General features: G+C 32.3%; 20 protein-coding genes and 1 pseudogene. 7 read left to right on the top strand and 14 right to left on the bottom strand.

Annotated features, from left to right (window positions below; translation table 11 throughout):
• The first annotated feature begins 110 nt into the window (after positions 1–110).
• A complete protein-coding gene (locus tag B5P40_RS16600; RefSeq protein ID WP_113709485.1) occupies positions 111–1001 on the top strand; it encodes a DMT family transporter in 891 nt (296 codons plus the stop codon).
• 201 nt (positions 1002–1202) lie between these two features.
• On the opposite strand, the gene B5P40_RS16605 is transcribed toward B5P40_RS16600, so the two are convergent.
• From B5P40_RS16605 to catA, 5 genes and pseudogenes are all read right to left on the bottom strand, one after another.
• The gene (locus B5P40_RS16605) at positions 1203–2108 is read right to left on the bottom strand and encodes a DUF2935 domain-containing protein (RefSeq protein WP_002109881.1); all 906 of its coding nucleotides are present in this window, start codon (positions 2106–2108) and stop codon (positions 1203–1205) included.
• Between the two features lie 305 nt (positions 2109–2413).
• A complete protein-coding gene (locus B5P40_RS16615) occupies positions 2414–2926 on the bottom strand; it encodes a GNAT family N-acetyltransferase (RefSeq protein WP_113709486.1) in 513 nt (170 codons plus the stop codon).
• A gap of 186 nt (positions 2927–3112) precedes the next feature.
• Positions 3113–4057 (bottom strand): GNAT family N-acetyltransferase, encoded by a 945-nt coding sequence (locus B5P40_RS16620; protein ID WP_003189157.1) that lies wholly within the window; start codon positions 4055–4057, stop codon positions 3113–3115.
• 37 nt (positions 4058–4094) lie between these two features.
• Positions 4095–4619, bottom strand: coding sequence for a GNAT family N-acetyltransferase (locus B5P40_RS16625; RefSeq protein WP_113709487.1), 525 nt, complete (start codon positions 4617–4619; stop codon positions 4095–4097).
• A 224-nt stretch (positions 4620–4843) separates the two neighbouring features.
• Positions 4844–5494: pseudogene (gene catA, locus B5P40_RS16630) on the bottom strand (type A chloramphenicol O-acetyltransferase).
• A gap of 201 nt (positions 5495–5695) precedes the next feature.
• On the opposite strand from catA, the gene B5P40_RS16635 reads away from it, so the two are divergent.
• Positions 5696–5878, top strand: a complete 183-nt coding sequence (locus B5P40_RS16635) for a DUF4021 domain-containing protein (RefSeq protein ID WP_002012828.1) — start codon at positions 5696–5698, stop codon at positions 5876–5878.
• A 48-nt stretch (positions 5879–5926) separates the two neighbouring features.
• Here B5P40_RS16635 and B5P40_RS16640 read toward each other — a convergent pair whose 3' ends face one another.
• Positions 5927–8158 carry an MMPL family transporter gene (locus B5P40_RS16640; RefSeq protein ID WP_113709488.1) on the bottom strand — a complete coding sequence of 744 codons (2232 nt, stop codon included), beginning with the start codon at positions 8156–8158 and terminating at the stop codon, positions 5927–5929.
• 122 nt (positions 8159–8280) lie between these two features.
• Between B5P40_RS16640 and B5P40_RS16645 the strand changes: the two genes are divergently transcribed.
• Positions 8281–8904 carry a TetR/AcrR family transcriptional regulator gene (locus tag B5P40_RS16645; protein ID WP_078176174.1) on the top strand — a complete coding sequence of 208 codons (624 nt, stop codon included), beginning with the start codon at positions 8281–8283 and terminating at the stop codon, positions 8902–8904.
• A gap of 126 nt (positions 8905–9030) precedes the next feature.
• On the opposite strand, the gene B5P40_RS16650 is transcribed toward B5P40_RS16645, so the two are convergent.
• Together B5P40_RS16650 and B5P40_RS16655 are read right to left on the bottom strand one after the other, a co-directional pair.
• Positions 9031–9684 (bottom strand): MBL fold metallo-hydrolase, encoded by a 654-nt coding sequence (locus B5P40_RS16650; RefSeq protein ID WP_078176173.1) that lies wholly within the window; start codon positions 9682–9684, stop codon positions 9031–9033.
• 82 nt (positions 9685–9766) lie between these two features.
• Positions 9767–10174 carry a GNAT family N-acetyltransferase gene (locus B5P40_RS16655; protein ID WP_002127326.1) on the bottom strand — a complete coding sequence of 136 codons (408 nt, stop codon included), beginning with the start codon at positions 10172–10174 and terminating at the stop codon, positions 9767–9769.
• Positions 10175–10847: 673 nt separating this feature from the next.
• On the opposite strand from B5P40_RS16655, the gene B5P40_RS16660 reads away from it, so the two are divergent.
• The gene (locus B5P40_RS16660; protein WP_002127325.1) at positions 10848–11288 is read left to right on the top strand and encodes a MarR family winged helix-turn-helix transcriptional regulator; all 441 of its coding nucleotides are present in this window, start codon (positions 10848–10850) and stop codon (positions 11286–11288) included.
• Between the two features lie 45 nt (positions 11289–11333).
• Positions 11334–12155, top strand: a complete 822-nt coding sequence (locus B5P40_RS16665; RefSeq protein ID WP_078176172.1) for a class I SAM-dependent methyltransferase — start codon at positions 11334–11336, stop codon at positions 12153–12155.
• Between the two features lie 376 nt (positions 12156–12531).
• On the opposite strand, the gene B5P40_RS16670 is transcribed toward B5P40_RS16665, so the two are convergent.
• From B5P40_RS16670 to B5P40_RS33510, 6 genes are all read right to left on the bottom strand, one after another.
• The gene (locus B5P40_RS16670) at positions 12532–13035 is read right to left on the bottom strand and encodes a GNAT family N-acetyltransferase (protein WP_002012819.1); all 504 of its coding nucleotides are present in this window, start codon (positions 13033–13035) and stop codon (positions 12532–12534) included.
• Between the two features lie 154 nt (positions 13036–13189).
• The gene (locus B5P40_RS16675; RefSeq protein WP_002127321.1) at positions 13190–13660 is read right to left on the bottom strand and encodes a DMT family transporter; all 471 of its coding nucleotides are present in this window, start codon (positions 13658–13660) and stop codon (positions 13190–13192) included.
• 19 nt (positions 13661–13679) lie between these two features.
• The gene (locus tag B5P40_RS16680) at positions 13680–14372 is read right to left on the bottom strand and encodes a Crp/Fnr family transcriptional regulator (RefSeq protein ID WP_002127320.1); all 693 of its coding nucleotides are present in this window, start codon (positions 14370–14372) and stop codon (positions 13680–13682) included.
• An 18-nt stretch (positions 14373–14390) separates the two neighbouring features.
• A complete protein-coding gene (locus B5P40_RS16685; RefSeq protein WP_002127319.1) occupies positions 14391–14816 on the bottom strand; it encodes a DMT family transporter in 426 nt (141 codons plus the stop codon).
• Positions 14817–14997: 181 nt separating this feature from the next.
• Complete coding sequence (locus B5P40_RS16690; protein ID WP_229180808.1) at positions 14998–15447, bottom strand: DUF2798 domain-containing protein; 450 nt, start codon at positions 15445–15447, stop codon at positions 14998–15000.
• Positions 15365–15601, bottom strand: a complete 237-nt coding sequence (locus B5P40_RS33510) for a hypothetical protein (RefSeq protein WP_232301881.1) — start codon at positions 15599–15601, stop codon at positions 15365–15367. The genes B5P40_RS16690 and B5P40_RS33510 overlap by 83 nt, the downstream gene beginning before the upstream one ends.
• 111 nt (positions 15602–15712) lie before the next feature.
• Between B5P40_RS33510 and B5P40_RS16695 the strand changes: the two genes are divergently transcribed.
• Together B5P40_RS16695 and B5P40_RS16700 are read left to right on the top strand one after the other, a co-directional pair.
• Positions 15713–16315, top strand: a complete 603-nt coding sequence (locus B5P40_RS16695; RefSeq protein WP_113709489.1) for a DUF2441 domain-containing protein — start codon at positions 15713–15715, stop codon at positions 16313–16315.
• A gap of 33 nt (positions 16316–16348) precedes the next feature.
• Positions 16349–17302: a nucleoside hydrolase gene (locus tag B5P40_RS16700; protein WP_088032936.1), complete on the top strand. Its 954-nt coding sequence runs from the start codon at positions 16349–16351 to the stop codon at positions 17300–17302.
• Positions 17303–17444 lie beyond the last annotated feature (142 nt).

Genomic DNA, 17444 nt, shown 5'->3' on the forward strand with positions numbered 1-17444 from the left:
AACAGTGGCAATTAATCCTTCCTTATTTCATCTTAGGCTTATATACTAACTTTTGTACATTATATTATATACAGTTCATTATAATAAACAACCAATCGGAGGGACAAACTTTGAAATCACCTATTCTTTCATATTTCATCTTATTTTTTGGCGTGTTCGCCTTATCTACTTCAGCTATCTTCGTAAAAATAGCCGATGCCTCTGCAGCAATCACTGCTTTTTATCGATTATTGTTTGCTACGGTAATTCTTTTACCGTTTCTAATATTTAATACAAACAATCGAAGCGAACTTCGCTCATTATCAAAAAAGCAATGGGGATTTGGACTCTTATCTGGATTATTTCTAGCAGCTCATTATGTACTATGGTTTGAATCATTACAGTATACTTCCATAGCAAGTTCTACAGTTATCGTAACGTTGCAACCTTTATTTTCAATGGTCGGTGGTTATTTTTTATTTAAGGAACGGTTTACGAAAGGTGCAATTATAGGCTGCCTTATTGCAATTTCAGGAAGTATCGTGATTGGGTGGCAAGATTTTCAAATTAGTGGAGAAGCTTTATACGGCGATATTTTAGCTTTTATTGCTGCTGGCGTCATAACAGCTTACTTTTTCATTAGTCAACATGTTCGTAAAGACCTATCCCTAATACCGTACTCGGTAATTAGTTATAGCAGTAGTTCACTCTTTCTCGGTATATTTGCTTACACACAGCAGTCACCTTTCTTCAATTACACTGCACAAACATGGTGGTCCTTTATAGGTCTGGCATTCATTGCAACGATTTTAGGACAAACAATTTTCAATTGGTTATTAAAATGGATGAGCGCTACTGTTATCTCGATGAGTATTTTAGGAGAAACAATTGGAACTTGTATTTTAGCCTACTTCATTTTAGATGAAACAATTTCTTTACAGCAAGGACTAGGAATTCTACTTATTTTCATTGGATTAGCATCATTTTTATTACAACCGAAACAATCAAATCACAATTTATAAAGTGAAACTTTAATCAGTAGGGTTTTTGTTCATCCCCCGCTGATTATTAGCCTTCACCAATCTGGCGTTTACGGGCAGTTGATCTCCCACCTAACTTCTTTGCTCCAGCCGAATTTTGAGGTGGGAGTTTTACTGCCCACAAATAGCGGGATAAACAAGAAAAGCATGGCATTAGTTTGCCATGCTTTTCTTGTTTATTTATTATTGTGGGGATTGTTCCACCTGCTTTTGCTTTAGCCTTTGCTCCAATACATGAATCATGAAGAGGAAATGCTCTGCCTCTCTTGTAACATGATCAGCAAGCAATGGATTAATAACACTTCGAATTTGGCATGTTTGAATTAACTCTAATCCTGCTTTTTTGAAATTCCTTAACTCAACAGTGGCGTTTTCACTATCTTTATTCATTTTGCCTATAATTGGATATGTCGGTTCTTTTTGATATAACATTGATTCAACATCTCTAGCTTGGTTAAGCAGAATTTCGAAATCATCACCGAATTTCAACGCTGTATGAACAAGATTTCTTTCCGATTGATCCAATAATGATCCAATAAAACGTGAGTGTTCCATCATAATACGCAGCCAGAAAACATTCTCACTAATAATCGCATCTTGAATAGGATCCATTTTCCCTTCGTTAAACTTTTGAAGTGTCCGCATAAAATATTCTGCTTCTCGTGCAACATGATCCACTAAAAGTGGGAAATTAAACCCTTTCACTTTACAATTGATGATTAAAATTAGTAAATTTCTTTTATAATTACGAAAAGCATACACTAACTGAATGCTTTCTTCATTTAATTGCCTAACTGCTTGAACAGTTTGCGGAATAGTAAATGCTTTTTGCAGCTGCCTATCAAACTGATTATAAAATTGTTCTACCTGCTGAATTAAATTTTTATCGTTACGGTTAAATCCCTCACCAAGAAACAAAGCATGCTCTTTCATAATACGTAACCAAAATCTATTTTCAGTTATAGATCGTTCAATAAATAATTGTTCTGTTAATGATTCAGGTGGAGCTGCTTTCAATTCCGGTGGCAACAGCATAGCCCGCTGTGGGTCCATAATAAAATGTCCAGGAATAGGTTGGTCTGTCGACATTACAATCACTCCTTGTTCCTTGAATGCGCAATTATGCTATGTATGAAAATAAATAAAATTTAAATATACTTATGCGATGGTTTTTTCAAGGTTTTTGAAATTTCCACATATGCATTCCCCTTGCACATAGAAATAGATTCTATTAAGTCATATGCTTTCCAGATCAAGATGATTCCTAATGCTTCATCCGTTAAAACATTCGTTAAATAAAAATTGCTCTTTATTTTTAACAAACTAAAAAAGCATGGCGTCCTTTTGCCATACTTTTTTCAAAACAAATCGATATTTTCGTTCAATTTACACCTCTATTTATTATGTACAATCAAACCATTTGGTCTAAAACGACTCATCATGATTTCGTTAACAAATTTCCCATGAGCCTTCAAATTCCCAACCTTTACACCTTCTTCTTCAAATCCAAATTTTTCATATAATACTTTGGCTCTAGGATTCGTTTCTAATACACCAAGCTCCACTCGCTCTAACATTAGCCAATTATCAGCTAAATCAAGCATTTTTGTAAGAAGTGCTTTTCCAATTCCCTTATTGTGATATTCACTATCTACTCCGATGAATAAATCACCCGAGTGAGATCTTCGTCCTGGACTTTGGGTTAAACCGACAAATCCAACAACTTCTCCATCATATTCTGCTACAAATTCAAATTGATTCTGTGCTAAATTTCGAATTCTATTCTCCATTGCATCTACACGCATACTAGGTAGGAAAACCATATATGGTAAAACATCCTCTTGAATGCATATACGATGAATTGCTCTAGCATCTTGTATTTCTACTGCTCTAACGTTAATCTCCATCTTTCTCCCCTCCATTCAAATATTCATATTCTAATATCCCATATTAAAATCCTGCCAACCCTTATTTCTTTGTGTTATTTTTATATAATTATTTCGATATAATATTCGCTTTTTGAACATCATCTCTTATATTCCCTCTCGTTCAAAATGAAAAAATCACTTAGAAGATACTAAGTGATTTTTTATTTAATTTTTCACCCTATTATACAACTCAAGCAGTTCTTCTACTGAAATACCATTTATTTTCATACCGGTAATATCACAATTTTCTATTTCAATATTTTTCAGATTACTACTACGTATTGTAGTACTTTCCAAATCACATCTATCAAATGAAATAGGATCTTTATCCTCTCCAAGGCTTGTATCTCTAAATTGAACTCCACCTAAAGTCACAAAATTAAATTTACTGCCAGAAATATTTAAATCTGCATATGAGGAATTTCTAAAATTAATATTTCTAAAGGTTGATTGACTTATATTACAATTACTCATATTCATATGCATTATATTACTACCAACAAATGCACTATTTTTTAAATTTACTTGATAATATTCTGTATTAACCAAATTACAGTTTTCGTATTGACCATTTTTCATATCTTTATTTTTAATTAGGTTCTCTCCAACTGCATCTACATTTTTTCTTTTTACATAGCAATACTCATCTTCAGATTTAAAAATTATTTCATAGCCCATTTTTTTATAAAAATGATGATTATTAATTTGTCTACTAGATGTTTCAAGATCCCAAATCCTTATGTTCGGAAATTTTTCTTCTATTAACTTAATAACCCGCGATCCAATTCCTTTTCCTTGAAGAAAAGGCTCTACAAAAATACGATCGATTCTTCCGTACGATTTACCAGAGATCGTAACTATAATTCCCCCGATTACTTTTTCATCCATTATCACTTTGTAAGTATCCAATTCTTCAATTGAATATTTCATCATTTCAACTGAAGAATATCCTGGCGGTTGAATGTTATAATCAATTACATCACCTTGGCCGTATAACCATCGCTTTGCTTCTTCATCAAATGTTCTTTTCATTATTTCTGTTAACTTTTCAGCATCTAAAATTGTAGCTTTTTCTATAGATATTATTGTCATTTTTGTTTTCCCCTTCATTGTTATAAACCGATAACTTTTGTGAACGATATAGTTATTAATTTACTTTTGTCTTTAATATTTTTCCCATTATTACATATGGGGCATCACTTTTACTTGGGTGAAATGGCTCTAATACATCCACCCAATCCAATCTTTTATATAAAGAACGCGCTTTTTCATTGTTTATTTGTGTTGTTAAAATACTCGTTCTATTTGAAATCCCTTCTAATAATTCATTATGTAATTTCATTCCAAGACCTTCATTTCGATATTGTGGGTGAACTGCTAACTCTACAAATTCAAAACAATCTTGTAACCATTCGTCTGCTTGTTCTAGATTTAACGCTTCTCTCATTAATTGATTATAGTACTGCCCTTCTAATGAGCGATAACCATAAGTAAAACCAACTACCTCATTTTCATCATTTATTGCTACTATACCTTTAAAATCTGCATATTCTATATGTCTTTTCATTCTCTCAATCATTTCAGTAAAATTTGTTTTCTCAAATGCTTTACAATACAATTTTGCCATATTATTAATTAGGATTTCATCTTTTTCAATACGTATGAGTTTCACTTTACCTTCCCCCTATTAAAACATTTGAACCCTTAAATAATTATAAAATAAAGAATTTTAAAATTAATCACTCTCTTTACTATTAAACTACAAATCAACCTATATTTTCCACTGTTACTTAATATGAATGAATAAAAAGAAGAGAACATGTAATATACATATGTTCTCTTCTTTTTATTTTAACGCTTATTCATTTTCAATTTTATATAATTAATACTTAGATATTACTTAAGCCACTCGTTACAAGTATTAGCTAGCTCCTGTAAATCCTCTATAAATCGACTCGCATGATATCCATCACAAACCGCATGATGTACTTGCAATGAAACAGGTAGCATAACCCTGCTTCCATCATTGAAATATTTCCCACAAGTAATAATTGGTAATAAAGAATCACCATCATTATTAATATTTAAATTAAATCCTGTAAAACTAGTCCAAGGTATACCAGAAATTGAAAAAAAATTTGGCGGAATATTTTCTTTCGTGAAGAAACCATGAACATTAGCATAACATCTCATATCCTCTTCATAGTTTTTATAGAAAATGTGGAAATCGCTAGAATAATCCGTCCATATACTTGAAAAAGATTTATCATCTTTATGAAAGATTGTATAACTAGGTATCATTTCCTCCCAATATCCTAAAACTCCTTCATCATTAAAACATGTTCGAAATTCTGTATGTTTATTTATCACTCTAGAAATTACATAAATAAAAGTCGGATAAAATTTAATTTCCTTTTGATGTATTTCCTCTAGCATCATCGTAATATCAACATTCGCTGTCATACTAAACGAACACTTTAATTTTAAATAATGTTCAAAATACTACTCTCTATTCCAATTTTCTCTGTCAATTACATGAAACTTCATTTTAATAGCCTCCTAAAATTTTATTTTTATTTTAGAAGGCTAACTTTCTTGTTTTCACCACACTTGTTCACTCCTTACAGTTTAAATTTAATACTAAGCTTTTTATTTAACTATATAACATCTGCAGAAATTCGTTCACATATTTCTGGAAATCCATCCACATACTATTAATAAATCAAATGACGTTTGGAGGATTCAAACATGAATGACAAAAATGTAAATAAAAAAGAAAATGTTATCGAAAACACTACATCTATTCAAAATAATAATACTGCAAATCTTAATATCGAAGAACAAGCAATGAACGGCTTATATGGAATGCCCGAAACAACCATTGAAGATGCTGATCACGTTGTAACTGATGATTTGACTTCAAAAAATTAATGAACTACATAGAAAAGAGCCAAGGAAAATATCCTTGGCTCTTCTCTATTATATATCCAATTTTTTTACTTCTTCTCTCTTTTTAGAAAGTTTCCCTGGCCAAAAAGCGAAGCGTCCTAAAACGACTGTAATCGCAGGTACAAGCAGTGGTCTTACAATAAATGTATCTAGCAATACACCGATTGCTGTCACAATACCGAATTGAACTAAAACTTGAATTGGCAATGTACCTAATACTGCAAATGTTCCTGCTAAAATTAAACCTGCGGATGTAATTACACTACCTGTTTGTATAACACCATTTTTAACTGATTCTAAATGATTTTGTTTCTTTTTATTCTTCCATATTTCAGAAACCATAAAGATATTATAATCCTCTCCTAAAGCAACTAAAAATACGAATGCATATAACGGTATCGCACCTTGTATCGCGGGAGCTCCCATACTGAAATGCAGTAAAATCCAGCCTGCTCCTAATGCAGAGAAGAAAGATAAAACGACAGTTACAATTAAGTAAATCATCGCAACGATTGAACGTAAATACACGAGTAAAAGTAAAGCGATGATACTAATCATAACCGGAATAATAACCGCTTCATCCCGTTCAGTAATTTGCTTTGTATCATATAAGGAAGCTGTTTCTCCGCCAATCCATAAATGATTCTCAGCTTTACTAATTCCTTCATCTTTTAATACCTTTTCTACACTATTTTTCAATTTAGGGATTTGATCTAATGCTTCAATTGAGTAAGGGTTTTCCACTAAAGAAACTTCATACATTTGCAATTGATTATTTTCTTTTCCCTTCATTGGCTCTTTCACTTTATTAACAAAAGATAATTTCTCTATTTCTTGTTTAATAGGTAAATCTTTTCCGTTTGAATCAACTACAATCTTTACTGGCGCTAATTCTCCAGCTGAAAAATGATCCGTAATTAATGTAAATCCTTCGCGTGATGGCATATCTTTCGGGAATGATTCTAATAAGTCGTACGTGTATTGAATACGCGGTACAAATGAAGCCAAGCCTCCTAATAAAAATACGGTTAGCATAATAATTGTCCACGGTTTACGTACAACAATATCCCCAAGTTTTTTACTAAAGAACCCTTTAGTATTTTTTACTTTTACTACTTTCTTTTTCTTTCTTGCAAACTCTTCATTCATTTCAGCTGTTCTCGGTATGAACGGGAAAAATGCAACTCTACCGAAAATTAATAATAATGCTGGAAGAATCGTTAAAGCAGCGATTCCCATAATGAAAACAGCCACACTAAATGGAACTGCGAATCGATGAAAAGCTCCATAATGAGCAAGTAATAACGTTCCTAACCCTAATACTACAGTAAGTGCACTCATTATAATTGCTCCACCTGATGCTTTTATCGCAAGTTGCAATGCTTTATACTTACTTTCTTCTTCTAGCAAGTACTCTTTATATCTTGAAATAAGAAATAAACAATAGTCCGTTCCTGCTCCAAACAGTAAGACAGTCATAATCGATATAGCCTGTGCATCTACTTTAATCCATCCATTGTCTGCTAAAAAGCCCAGTGTCGGACTGATAATTCCGTATGCAAAACCAACAACGAGTAAAGGTAAAATTGCTAAAATTGGTGAACGGTACAGTAAAATTAATAAAACCAATACTAGTAGTACAGTAGCAACTAATAATTTCACATCAGCTTGACTAAATAAACTTACCGCATCCGTTTGAATACCTACAGGTCCAGATAATCGAACATGTAAACCAGAGTCGGTAATTTTTTGTTTGAACGGATCTTCATCCACTTTACTATTCACTATTTTTCGTAACTCTTCTAAATTACCTTTTAATATATCCGTTCCAGCAGATTTATTAAAAAATATTGGTGTGACAAATGATGTACCATCTTTTGATGCACTTTTTGATAATACTTGCTCTGGAATTGTATCAAATGGTGGTAACAATGATTGTTCTTTTAAAGGGTCCGTTTTTAACTCTTTATAAACGTCCTGTATTAATTTGTAGTCTTTTGACTCTAATCCACCATCCCGATGCCATACAACTAACAACGGGTTTCCTGCATTATTAGGAAATTCTTTTTTCATAAGTGCTTCAGCTTGCTGTGACATAGCTGTTTCAGGTAAATTTTTCGGATTCGGTTCTTTCGTACTGTTTACTTGTGGTAACGTAAATGAAAGTACTAATGTAATAAGAATCCATACCGATAAAGTTATCCATTGCGTATTCTTCCCTGCTACAAGCCTCCCTAACATATGTAACGGGTGCTTTTTCATAAAACCCCACCTTCCTTTTTTCCTCCAATATTAATTATATATACTGGTTGGTTAATTAATCAAGAATGATTAAAAAATTATGTTATAATTATCTCAATAATAAATGTCAGGAGCGAATGTATTTGGATCAAAAACAACGTCCTCTCGGAAGGCCTCGTCAAAATAAAAATACAAAGTCTACAAAAGAAATCATTTTAGAAGTTGCAACTAGGTTATTTCTCACTCAAAATTATCAAGTTGTTTCAATGGATGAGGTCGCGAAAGAATGTGGAGTTACAAAAGCAACTGTCTACTATTACTATTCAACAAAAGCTGATCTATTTACCGCTACTATGATTCAAATGATGGTGCGCATAAGAGAAAATATGGATCAAATACTCTCTACGAATAAAACTTTGGAAGAAAGATTATTGAACTTTGCTACAGTATACTTACACGCAACGATGGATATTGATATGAATAATTTTATGAAAGATGCAAAACTTTCTTTATCTGAAGAACAATTGAAGGAATTAAAAAATGCCGAGGATAACATGTATGAAGTATTGGAAAAAGCACTCGATAATGCGGAGGCCCTTGGAGAAATACCTAAAGGAGATCCTAAATTTGCTGCCCATGCTTTCGTAGCTTTATTATCAATCGGGAATTTTAAAGATGAGAATCACAATCCTACTCTTGCAAATATAGATGAATTAGCAAAACAAATCGTTTCGTTTTATTGGAATGGGTTAAGTCATCAAAATTAAATTGATTATATTTAATAAAGAGCACGTTTGAAATTCCTTCAAACATGCTCTTTATTAATTGAAGTGTTTTATTTATATACTAGCAATTAGATTATACTTTAGCACCGATTAACAAAAGATTCTTATCTACAGCTTTTGAATTTGTGCATTTATATTCCCCTTACTTAATCCACCATGGTAACAAACTACAGAATCAATTTCTAGATTTAAATACTTCTTCAAAGAATTTTGCGCTTCTTTTATATCCAAAGTAGTTGGGGCATGAATTCCCCCTAAAATTCCGTTTACGCTATACATTGAATCCCCAGCGATAAGAGTTTTACTTTGTCTCAAATATAAACTAATATGACCAGGAGTGTGCCCTGGGGTATGAATAATAAGAATACCACCGCAATATGGAAGTTCTTGGCCTTCAACCAAAGTATCATCCACTTTTCCTTTTGGTGGATTCTCTATATTTCCATCTTTCAATAAAGGTAAATCCCCTTCAATATATGGCTTATCTAGCTCGTGAGCATAAACTTTAATATTACTTCCACAGTTCTGCAACAACTCTGGAAGGCTACCTATATGATCTATATCCTGATGTGTCAAAATGACAACTTTTAGCTTATCAAACGATACCCCAACTCTCTCCATCTCTACTTGTATATCTTCAATTTGTCCAGGGAATCCAGTATCTATTAATACTGCCATTTCATCATCCCATATAAGAATTGGGTGAATAATAAATTCTTGAAATTCAATGTGTAGCATCTCTACCCCTTTAGCAATCTCCATAAAATTATTCTCCTTTATAACGAAATTTTTGAAATCTAAAAATTGGCCTGATAAACAAGTAATTCTAAATTACAAAGCCCCGCTATCGTTTAATATGTTTCGTCATACCAATCGAAAATCCCTCAAATCCAATTGATTCATAGTAAGATTTTAAATCTTCAACACACATAAGTTGTGGAATAACTCGTTTTTGTTCACAGTGCCGGATTAATCGTTCCACTATTTCCTTTCCAACGCCCATGGACTGATACTCTGGCATTACACATACACCGCAAATAATGCCCGTTATTACACCATCTGATATTACTCGTCCCATCCCAATTAATTGTTGCTCTTTAAAAGCATATATCACATACCAACTTTGTTTACACATTTGCTCTAACTCATTAACCGATAATTCAAGAGAATTCCATCCTAAAGATTCATACATAGTTAATAATTCATTGAAATCTTTAGGGGGTTCAATCGTGTAATTTAAAATAGTTTTCATGTAAATACTCCTTATCATCCTTTTTGTTTTTATTCCATAAAATTTTTGACCGTCGTTAAACTGACTAGAACAATACTTCAATAAAAAAAAATGAAACTCCTTCTCTTTAAAAACATAAGGAACTTAATAAGATTGGTACCATATATATTTCTCTATTTAATATTTGTTTAATATATCAACTAATGGTGAGTATAAAATATATACATTTCAACCATCACCAAATACTGAATCTAAATTACAATTATACGAAAAAGAAGGTATCTCATCTTTGTGAGATACCTTCTTTTATATCAATCCATCATTATATTATCAACCAAAAATCATACAGCTACATACGATAAGAACAAACAAAACTAATAAACTATTTGAGAAATAACCCATAGAATACTACCCCTTTATTTCATTATGTAAAAGATTTTACCATAAAATTATTAATAGTATAATGACTGAAAAAGACATTGGCTTCATTAGTTTTTTATGTATAAAGTAATATTTTATAATCTTTCTACTCACCGCTCATAAAAAACTTTAACTTTTCCTCTACTGCATCTCTCACGATTTAAATAACATTGATATTAGTAAATAAACAATTACTAATATCAATGTTATTATTTGATTTTAAGTAAAAATAGTAATAAAATAATTACTAAATTGATAAAGGACACGAAAAATAATGACTAATAAAGAATTAATAAACGAATACATGAATTTATTATTAAATATGTCAGGTACTTTCAAATTATTATCAGAGAAATCCACTGAATTTACACATTTAGAGCAACACATAGTTGAGTATATTGCCCAGCAAAAAGTCGCTGTAAATTTAAAAATGATTGCTAGTTATTTAAACATACCTAAACAACAATTAAGTGTAACCGTTCGTAATTTAGAGCAAAACGGATACATTGTAAAAAAACAAGATACAGTAGATAAACGAGCTGTTTTAATTTCCTTAACAGATAAAGCTGAAAAAGTACATTATGAAAGATGGAAACAAATTTATAATAATTTCACTAGTAATCTTGAAAAACTCAGTGAAGAAGATCAACGTGATTTAACTTACGGACTGTATAAAACAAATAAAATGCTATCAAAAATGCTAAATAACGACTAATCATATATATATGATATTTTTTTATTATTAAATGGAGGACGTTTCATGGTTAAAGAAATAGATTTACAATCAGTTCAAGGTACTATGCTTATTCCACTATGGGGACGAGCATATGGTAGTGAGAAAAACAAGGATATTTTAGATGATACGGAAGCTATTCGGATTATTAAAGAATGCGACTTTGATTTCTCTAAAATAGCAGATACATTTGGCGAATATGGATGTATCACTTACATTACCCGTGCAAGAAAAATAGATGATACTATTAAACAATTTATTAGAAAACATCCGAATGCTACTATAGTAAATATCGGTTCTGGACTAGACACTACTTTTTCAAGAATTGATAACGGTACTATACAGTGGTATAACCTTGATTTGCCTGATGCGATCGCTTTCCGCAAAACATTAATTGAAGATACACCACGAAATATAAGCATTGCCAAATCATTTTTTGACACTTCTTGGTTCAACGATATAAAATATGATCCAAAAGACGGTATTCTTTTTATATCAGCAGGTGTGTTTTATTACTTTAAAGAAGAAGAACTGAAGGAGATATTTGTCGCTATGGCAAAACGTTTTCCTGGAGGCGAGTTATATTTTGATGCCGAATCAAAGTTCGCACTGACACTTTCGAATGCTACTGTAAAAAAATCTGGTAATAACGGCGCTATGATGTATTTTTACGTAAATAATCCAAAGACAATAGAAAAGTGGTCTTCTAACATAAAAATATTAAGCTGCTCCCCTTTCTTTAAATATATACCTACAAATAAAGATTGGGATGGAAGTACACGAATTATGATGCGGATTGTAAATTTAATAAAGATGTTGAAGTTCGTTCATATACGGTTTGAAAAATGATAAATCTATAGCTTATATATTAATCATATATAAAAGAAGACCTCGATTTTATTAAATTCATATAATAATCTATAGGATAGTTAGTCCATTATGAGGGCTAACTATCCTTTTTTATTTACATAATGAATGAAATAAGTAAACAATAAATATTTAGTTTAATCAGTATAATAAAGATATATAACTTGAAACGTTCGATTGGTTTTTGGGGGAGGGCATAGCCTCGGTGCGAAGGCAACACTCCGCTTTCGAGGACATGCTTCAGTTATAGTTTGTCACTATTTGAATTATAAATCAGTTATTTTATCTTTATCTGGATTCTTGCCCAAACTAATGACCTCTTCTCCTTTTCAATAGTTTCGAGTTAGGTCCGGGATTTCTAAAGGTCGCGTACGTTCCAAACAATCTCACCGCGCTCGTCCCACGTACTGTGATGCCTCTTAAATCCTATCTTTTCTAACACCCGGAAGGACGCAACATTCCAAGCGCCTACAGTCGACCAAAGTCTGTGGCGCCCCGTAGCAATCGCAGCGTCCAGCACAACAGATGCTGCCTCAGTCGCATAGCCTTTGCCATGAGCACTGCGGAACAACTCGTATGCGATCTCCGGCTCTTCCAGTGTGGAACGACCGATAATCAAGCCACAGTATCCGATGAAATCACCTTCGTCTCGTCGGCGAATAGTGAGAAGGGAAATGCCATTTTCGCCTGCTCTCTTACGCATCTCTATAAGCATGCTACGAACGGCGTCAAGGGTTGGCATATCCACACCACGTTCGCCAATTAATTTTCTCATCCAGACTGAATCGGATTCCTCCCACATACTCAGATCAAGTCGTTCAGTTTTCAGCTGGAACTCCATAGCTTTAAATAAAGCTGTCATAGTGGAAACCTCCTAGTTATGTCACTGCACTCATAATATAATGTACACCATCTTCCAACATGTACTGAATCACTTATTTTCTCTCCTTATCGCTCATTTACTACCACCTAAATGTATATGTTCTAATTATTAACACCTTTTTCCTTTAAATTCTTTAGGCCCTATCCTCATTTATAGTAATAGCTTTCTTATTCGAAAAAAAATTTTTAAAAATTCCTACCCCTACAATTAATAGACCTATACCAATTAATTTATTTATTTGTATAGGTACTCTCTCCATTCCAAACAATCCAAATGTATCAACACATAATGCAACAACTAATTGAGTAATAAGGCTAATGAGCACCGTATAAGCTGGACCTAAACTCTTTATTGCACCCATTATACAAATAATTAATCCGATACCAAACAATCCACTTATATAAAATAAATAATTTGCAGTATAAAAGTTCACGCTTATACTTTTCTCTGTAATGATATGAAATAAAACAGAACTTATGAGACCTATTCCAAGAACACATGCAGTTGTTAACCACTGTCCTACAATTTCATTCACTTTCGTATTAAAAACAGATTGTAAGCTAATTAATATTCCAGCTAATATAGCTAAACTAAATCCAATCATAACCCTTCTCTCCCTTTCATTACTCATATATATTATCTTTAGCAACTTCCTTCATTCTAGAAAAATCTTTAATTACAATAACTCCATTATTCTTTTCAATTAATTTTTCACTATAAAATTTTTGTAAAACTCGAATTACATGCCTATAACTTACACCTATAAAATCTGTAATACTTGATACAGAAGTTGAATCTAAATCCTCTTTATACATATTCCCATTACTATCCGTTGAAATCGAAAGTAAATAACTAGCTACACGTACTTCTACCGGATAAAGTAAATTTAGAGCTGTAAAACGAGTCGATATTTTTAACGTGTTCGCAATGTTTTCAAGCAAGAACTTCATAAATATAGGATCATGTAATAACTTATTTCTAATAACTGTATTAGAAATGGAGATTGCTACAACATCTGAACAAGCTTCAACAACATTATGTGCTTTGCTATTTTGTATTAATTCAATATCACCAACAATTGCTAATGGATTGATAAAGCGAAGGATTAGTTTCTTTCCTTCTGGTGTAATCGTGTAAACTTTTACTTTTCCTTTAATAACAAAATATAAACGATGAATTTCATCATCTTTATCGCAAATAAGCTTGCCTTTTTCAAAATGATTTACTTGAAAATTGTCAGTACTTATTCCTGAAAAAATTTCAAGTATATTATAAGCTTTCAAATATTGAATAATTAAGTCTGATTTATTATCCACTTACAGTCCCTTCTTTCCTTACATATTAAACACAAAAATACCTAAAATCATTACTATTGTCCCCACAATATGGTATCTCTCCATTTGTATCTTTTTTATATGAAATAATCCTTTCATTTCAATAACAGTAGCTGTTAATAATTGAGCAACCATAAGTGTTCCAGCTGTTAATGTAACTCCCATTGAATATATCGCCATTGTTTCCGCACAAATAATCAACCCACCAAGTGCGCCAGCTGCTAAATATACTTTTTTTACACCCTTTAAATCCGTTACTTTCTCTTCTTTCTTTAACAAAAATATAGTTGTTGCAATAAGAAACCCAATTAAATGCGTCATAATACTCGTCGACCATATACCGATATCTGAACTAAGTTTCGCATTAAACGTACCTTGAAGTGTAATGAATACTCCTCCAAAAACTGAAAGTAAAATACCTTTCAAAAAAATCATCTCCTAATCTTCTATCTATGATTTAATTAAAAGCTACAATACTACAACGACAAAAGGACAAATGTCACATCAATATGAAAATAATTAGTAATGTACACGAAAAAACACATCTCAAAATATGTGAGATGTGTTTAAAACACTTCATCCGTATATAATATTTTAGTAATTAAAACTATGCTACATTAACAGCTTTATTCTTCAAAACAAACTTTCCAAATAAGAAACGTACAAGAGGTCCCATTATTATTAATTGAAGTGGGTACGCCATAATGAAATTTTTAATGAAAATCGAGAAATAAATTGAAGCGAATGAGTCACCATGTAACCCATTATGTAAATACATCATAGCCATTCCGTAAAATGACATAAAGAATACCATTCCGATTACCATTGTTGTTGCCATCGCAATAATCATGTTTACTTTTTTTGATTTATCAAATGGTAATGCAAATACAATCTTTTTCGCACACGGTCCTACGATACATATTTCAATTAATAGCGCAATAATAAATCCAATTATTAGTTCTAATGCGATCTCCTTAATATGAATTGGCCCTCCTGCTCCATTCATTAATAAATTGTAAAACGTCATAACGATAACCATCCCGAGGCACATCATCATACCAAATTGGAGGTTTTCCTTTCTTGTTGTTGGCAATTTTCATCATCCCTTCTCTTTGAGTCTTTGTCATTATATCGATATTGGAAACTCCTTCGTAAGTGAACATTTTGTGAACATTTTTAAAGCGTTTACGTGCATTTCTTCCACTCTTCACTCCAATCCTCCCACTTTATAACTTTTTACTTACAAAGGTTTTATATATTTTGATGTTGAATTATTACATTTAATATTGAATTATATGATAATTACTACTAGGAGGATAACCATGAATAACGCAGAATTTTACGCATATCACATCGTTACAAGGAAAATAATGAGTATTGGACAAATCATTCACTTTGACAAAAATCAAACTAATACCCTCTATCACTTCTTTTTTGAAAGAGAACAATTAAATTCTAATGATGAAGACTCCATTCAAATTTTAAAAAGGCATTATATCAATGAAGAATTACATATAAATAATGAAAATGCTAAAGTAGTTCTGAATTATATAGATCAAACAATTAGAGCAGTTAGAGAAACGATTGTGGAAATGGTTAGGCTGCAAGAATTTCCTGAATACCCGTCAAGGTTGTCTTGCTTATATGCTGCCAAAAGCTATGAAGATGCTTTGAAATGGAAAGCTTTATTTGATTCTTATAATCGAGATGTTTTACAGATTGTTAAACTACGAGTGATCGGTAGTTCTTTTGAAGGTGACGGAATTCTTTTACCGAAAGAAGATGGTATTCCTTTCGCTCAAAAAATGGAACAAGCTAGAGAGTATTGGAAAGGAAACGTTAGAAATGAACTTCCTGAGTTACTGATTAATGGGAGAATTGAAGTGGTGGAAATTATTGATGATTTTTCATCAATTAAAATTTAATTCCTGGTTAAATATTAAAGAATGGAGATTAAAATGATGAAAAAAGTGTACTTCAATCATGATGGTGGTGTAGATGATTTAATATCACTATTTTTACTACTCCAGATGGAAAATATAGAACTTACAGGTGTTTCAGTTATTCCTGCAGATTGTTATTTAGAACCAGCAATGTCTGCCAGTCGTAAAATTATAGATCGCTTCGGCAAAAATAATATTGAGGTAGCAGCGTCCAACTCTCGTGGAAAAAACCCATTTCCAAAAGAATGGCGGATGCATGCATTTTATGTAGATGCTTTACCAATTTTAAATGAGTTTGGGAAAGTTGTTACACCTGCATCAAAAAAACCTGCACATCATCATATAATAGAGACTCTTCTACAAACTGATGGAAAAACAACTTTATTATTTACAGGGCCCCTGACTGACCTTGCTCGTGCACTATATGAATCTCCAATAATCGAAGATAAAATTGAACGTCTCGTTTGGATGGGCGGTACATTTCGTACTGCAGGCAATGTACATGAGCCAGAACATGACGGAACAGCCGAGTGGAATTCATTTTGGGATCCCGAAGCAGTAGCTCGTGTTTGGAATGCTAATATAATCATTGATTTAGTAACTCTAGAAAGTACAAACCAGGTTCCGCTAACTATAGACATACGTGAACAGTGGGCAAAAGAGCGTAAGTATATTGGTGTTGATTTCCTTGGTCAATGCTATGCAATGGTTCCCCCTCTCGTTCACTTCTCAACGAACTCTACTTACTATTTGTGGGATGTATTAACTGCTGCGTTTGTTGGGAAAGCTGATCTTGCAAAAACAAAAACGATTACTAGTATCGTTCATACATACGGACCCAGCCAAGGACGTACAGTGGAAACTGCTAACGGAAGACCAGTAAATGTCATTTATGATGTAAAACGTGATGCATTCTTTGAATATATTACTGAATTAGCTAAAAAAGCTGCTAATCACAACCAGTGTTGAAAGCCGTATAAACCCAGTTGATGAGCCAGCAAAGAAATTTAGAAATTGGTTGGGACTAAATATTTAATTATTAAAAAGAGTATTGAATTAATTTTCAATACTCTTTTTGTGCAGTTACATTGCATTTGGTCAGAACAAGCAT

Origin of the sequence: Bacillus sp. SRB_8 (assembly GCF_003264205.1) — a bacterium.
In the GTDB taxonomy this organism is placed as follows: Bacteria; Bacillota; Bacilli; order Bacillales; family Bacillaceae_G; genus Bacillus_A; species Bacillus_A mycoides.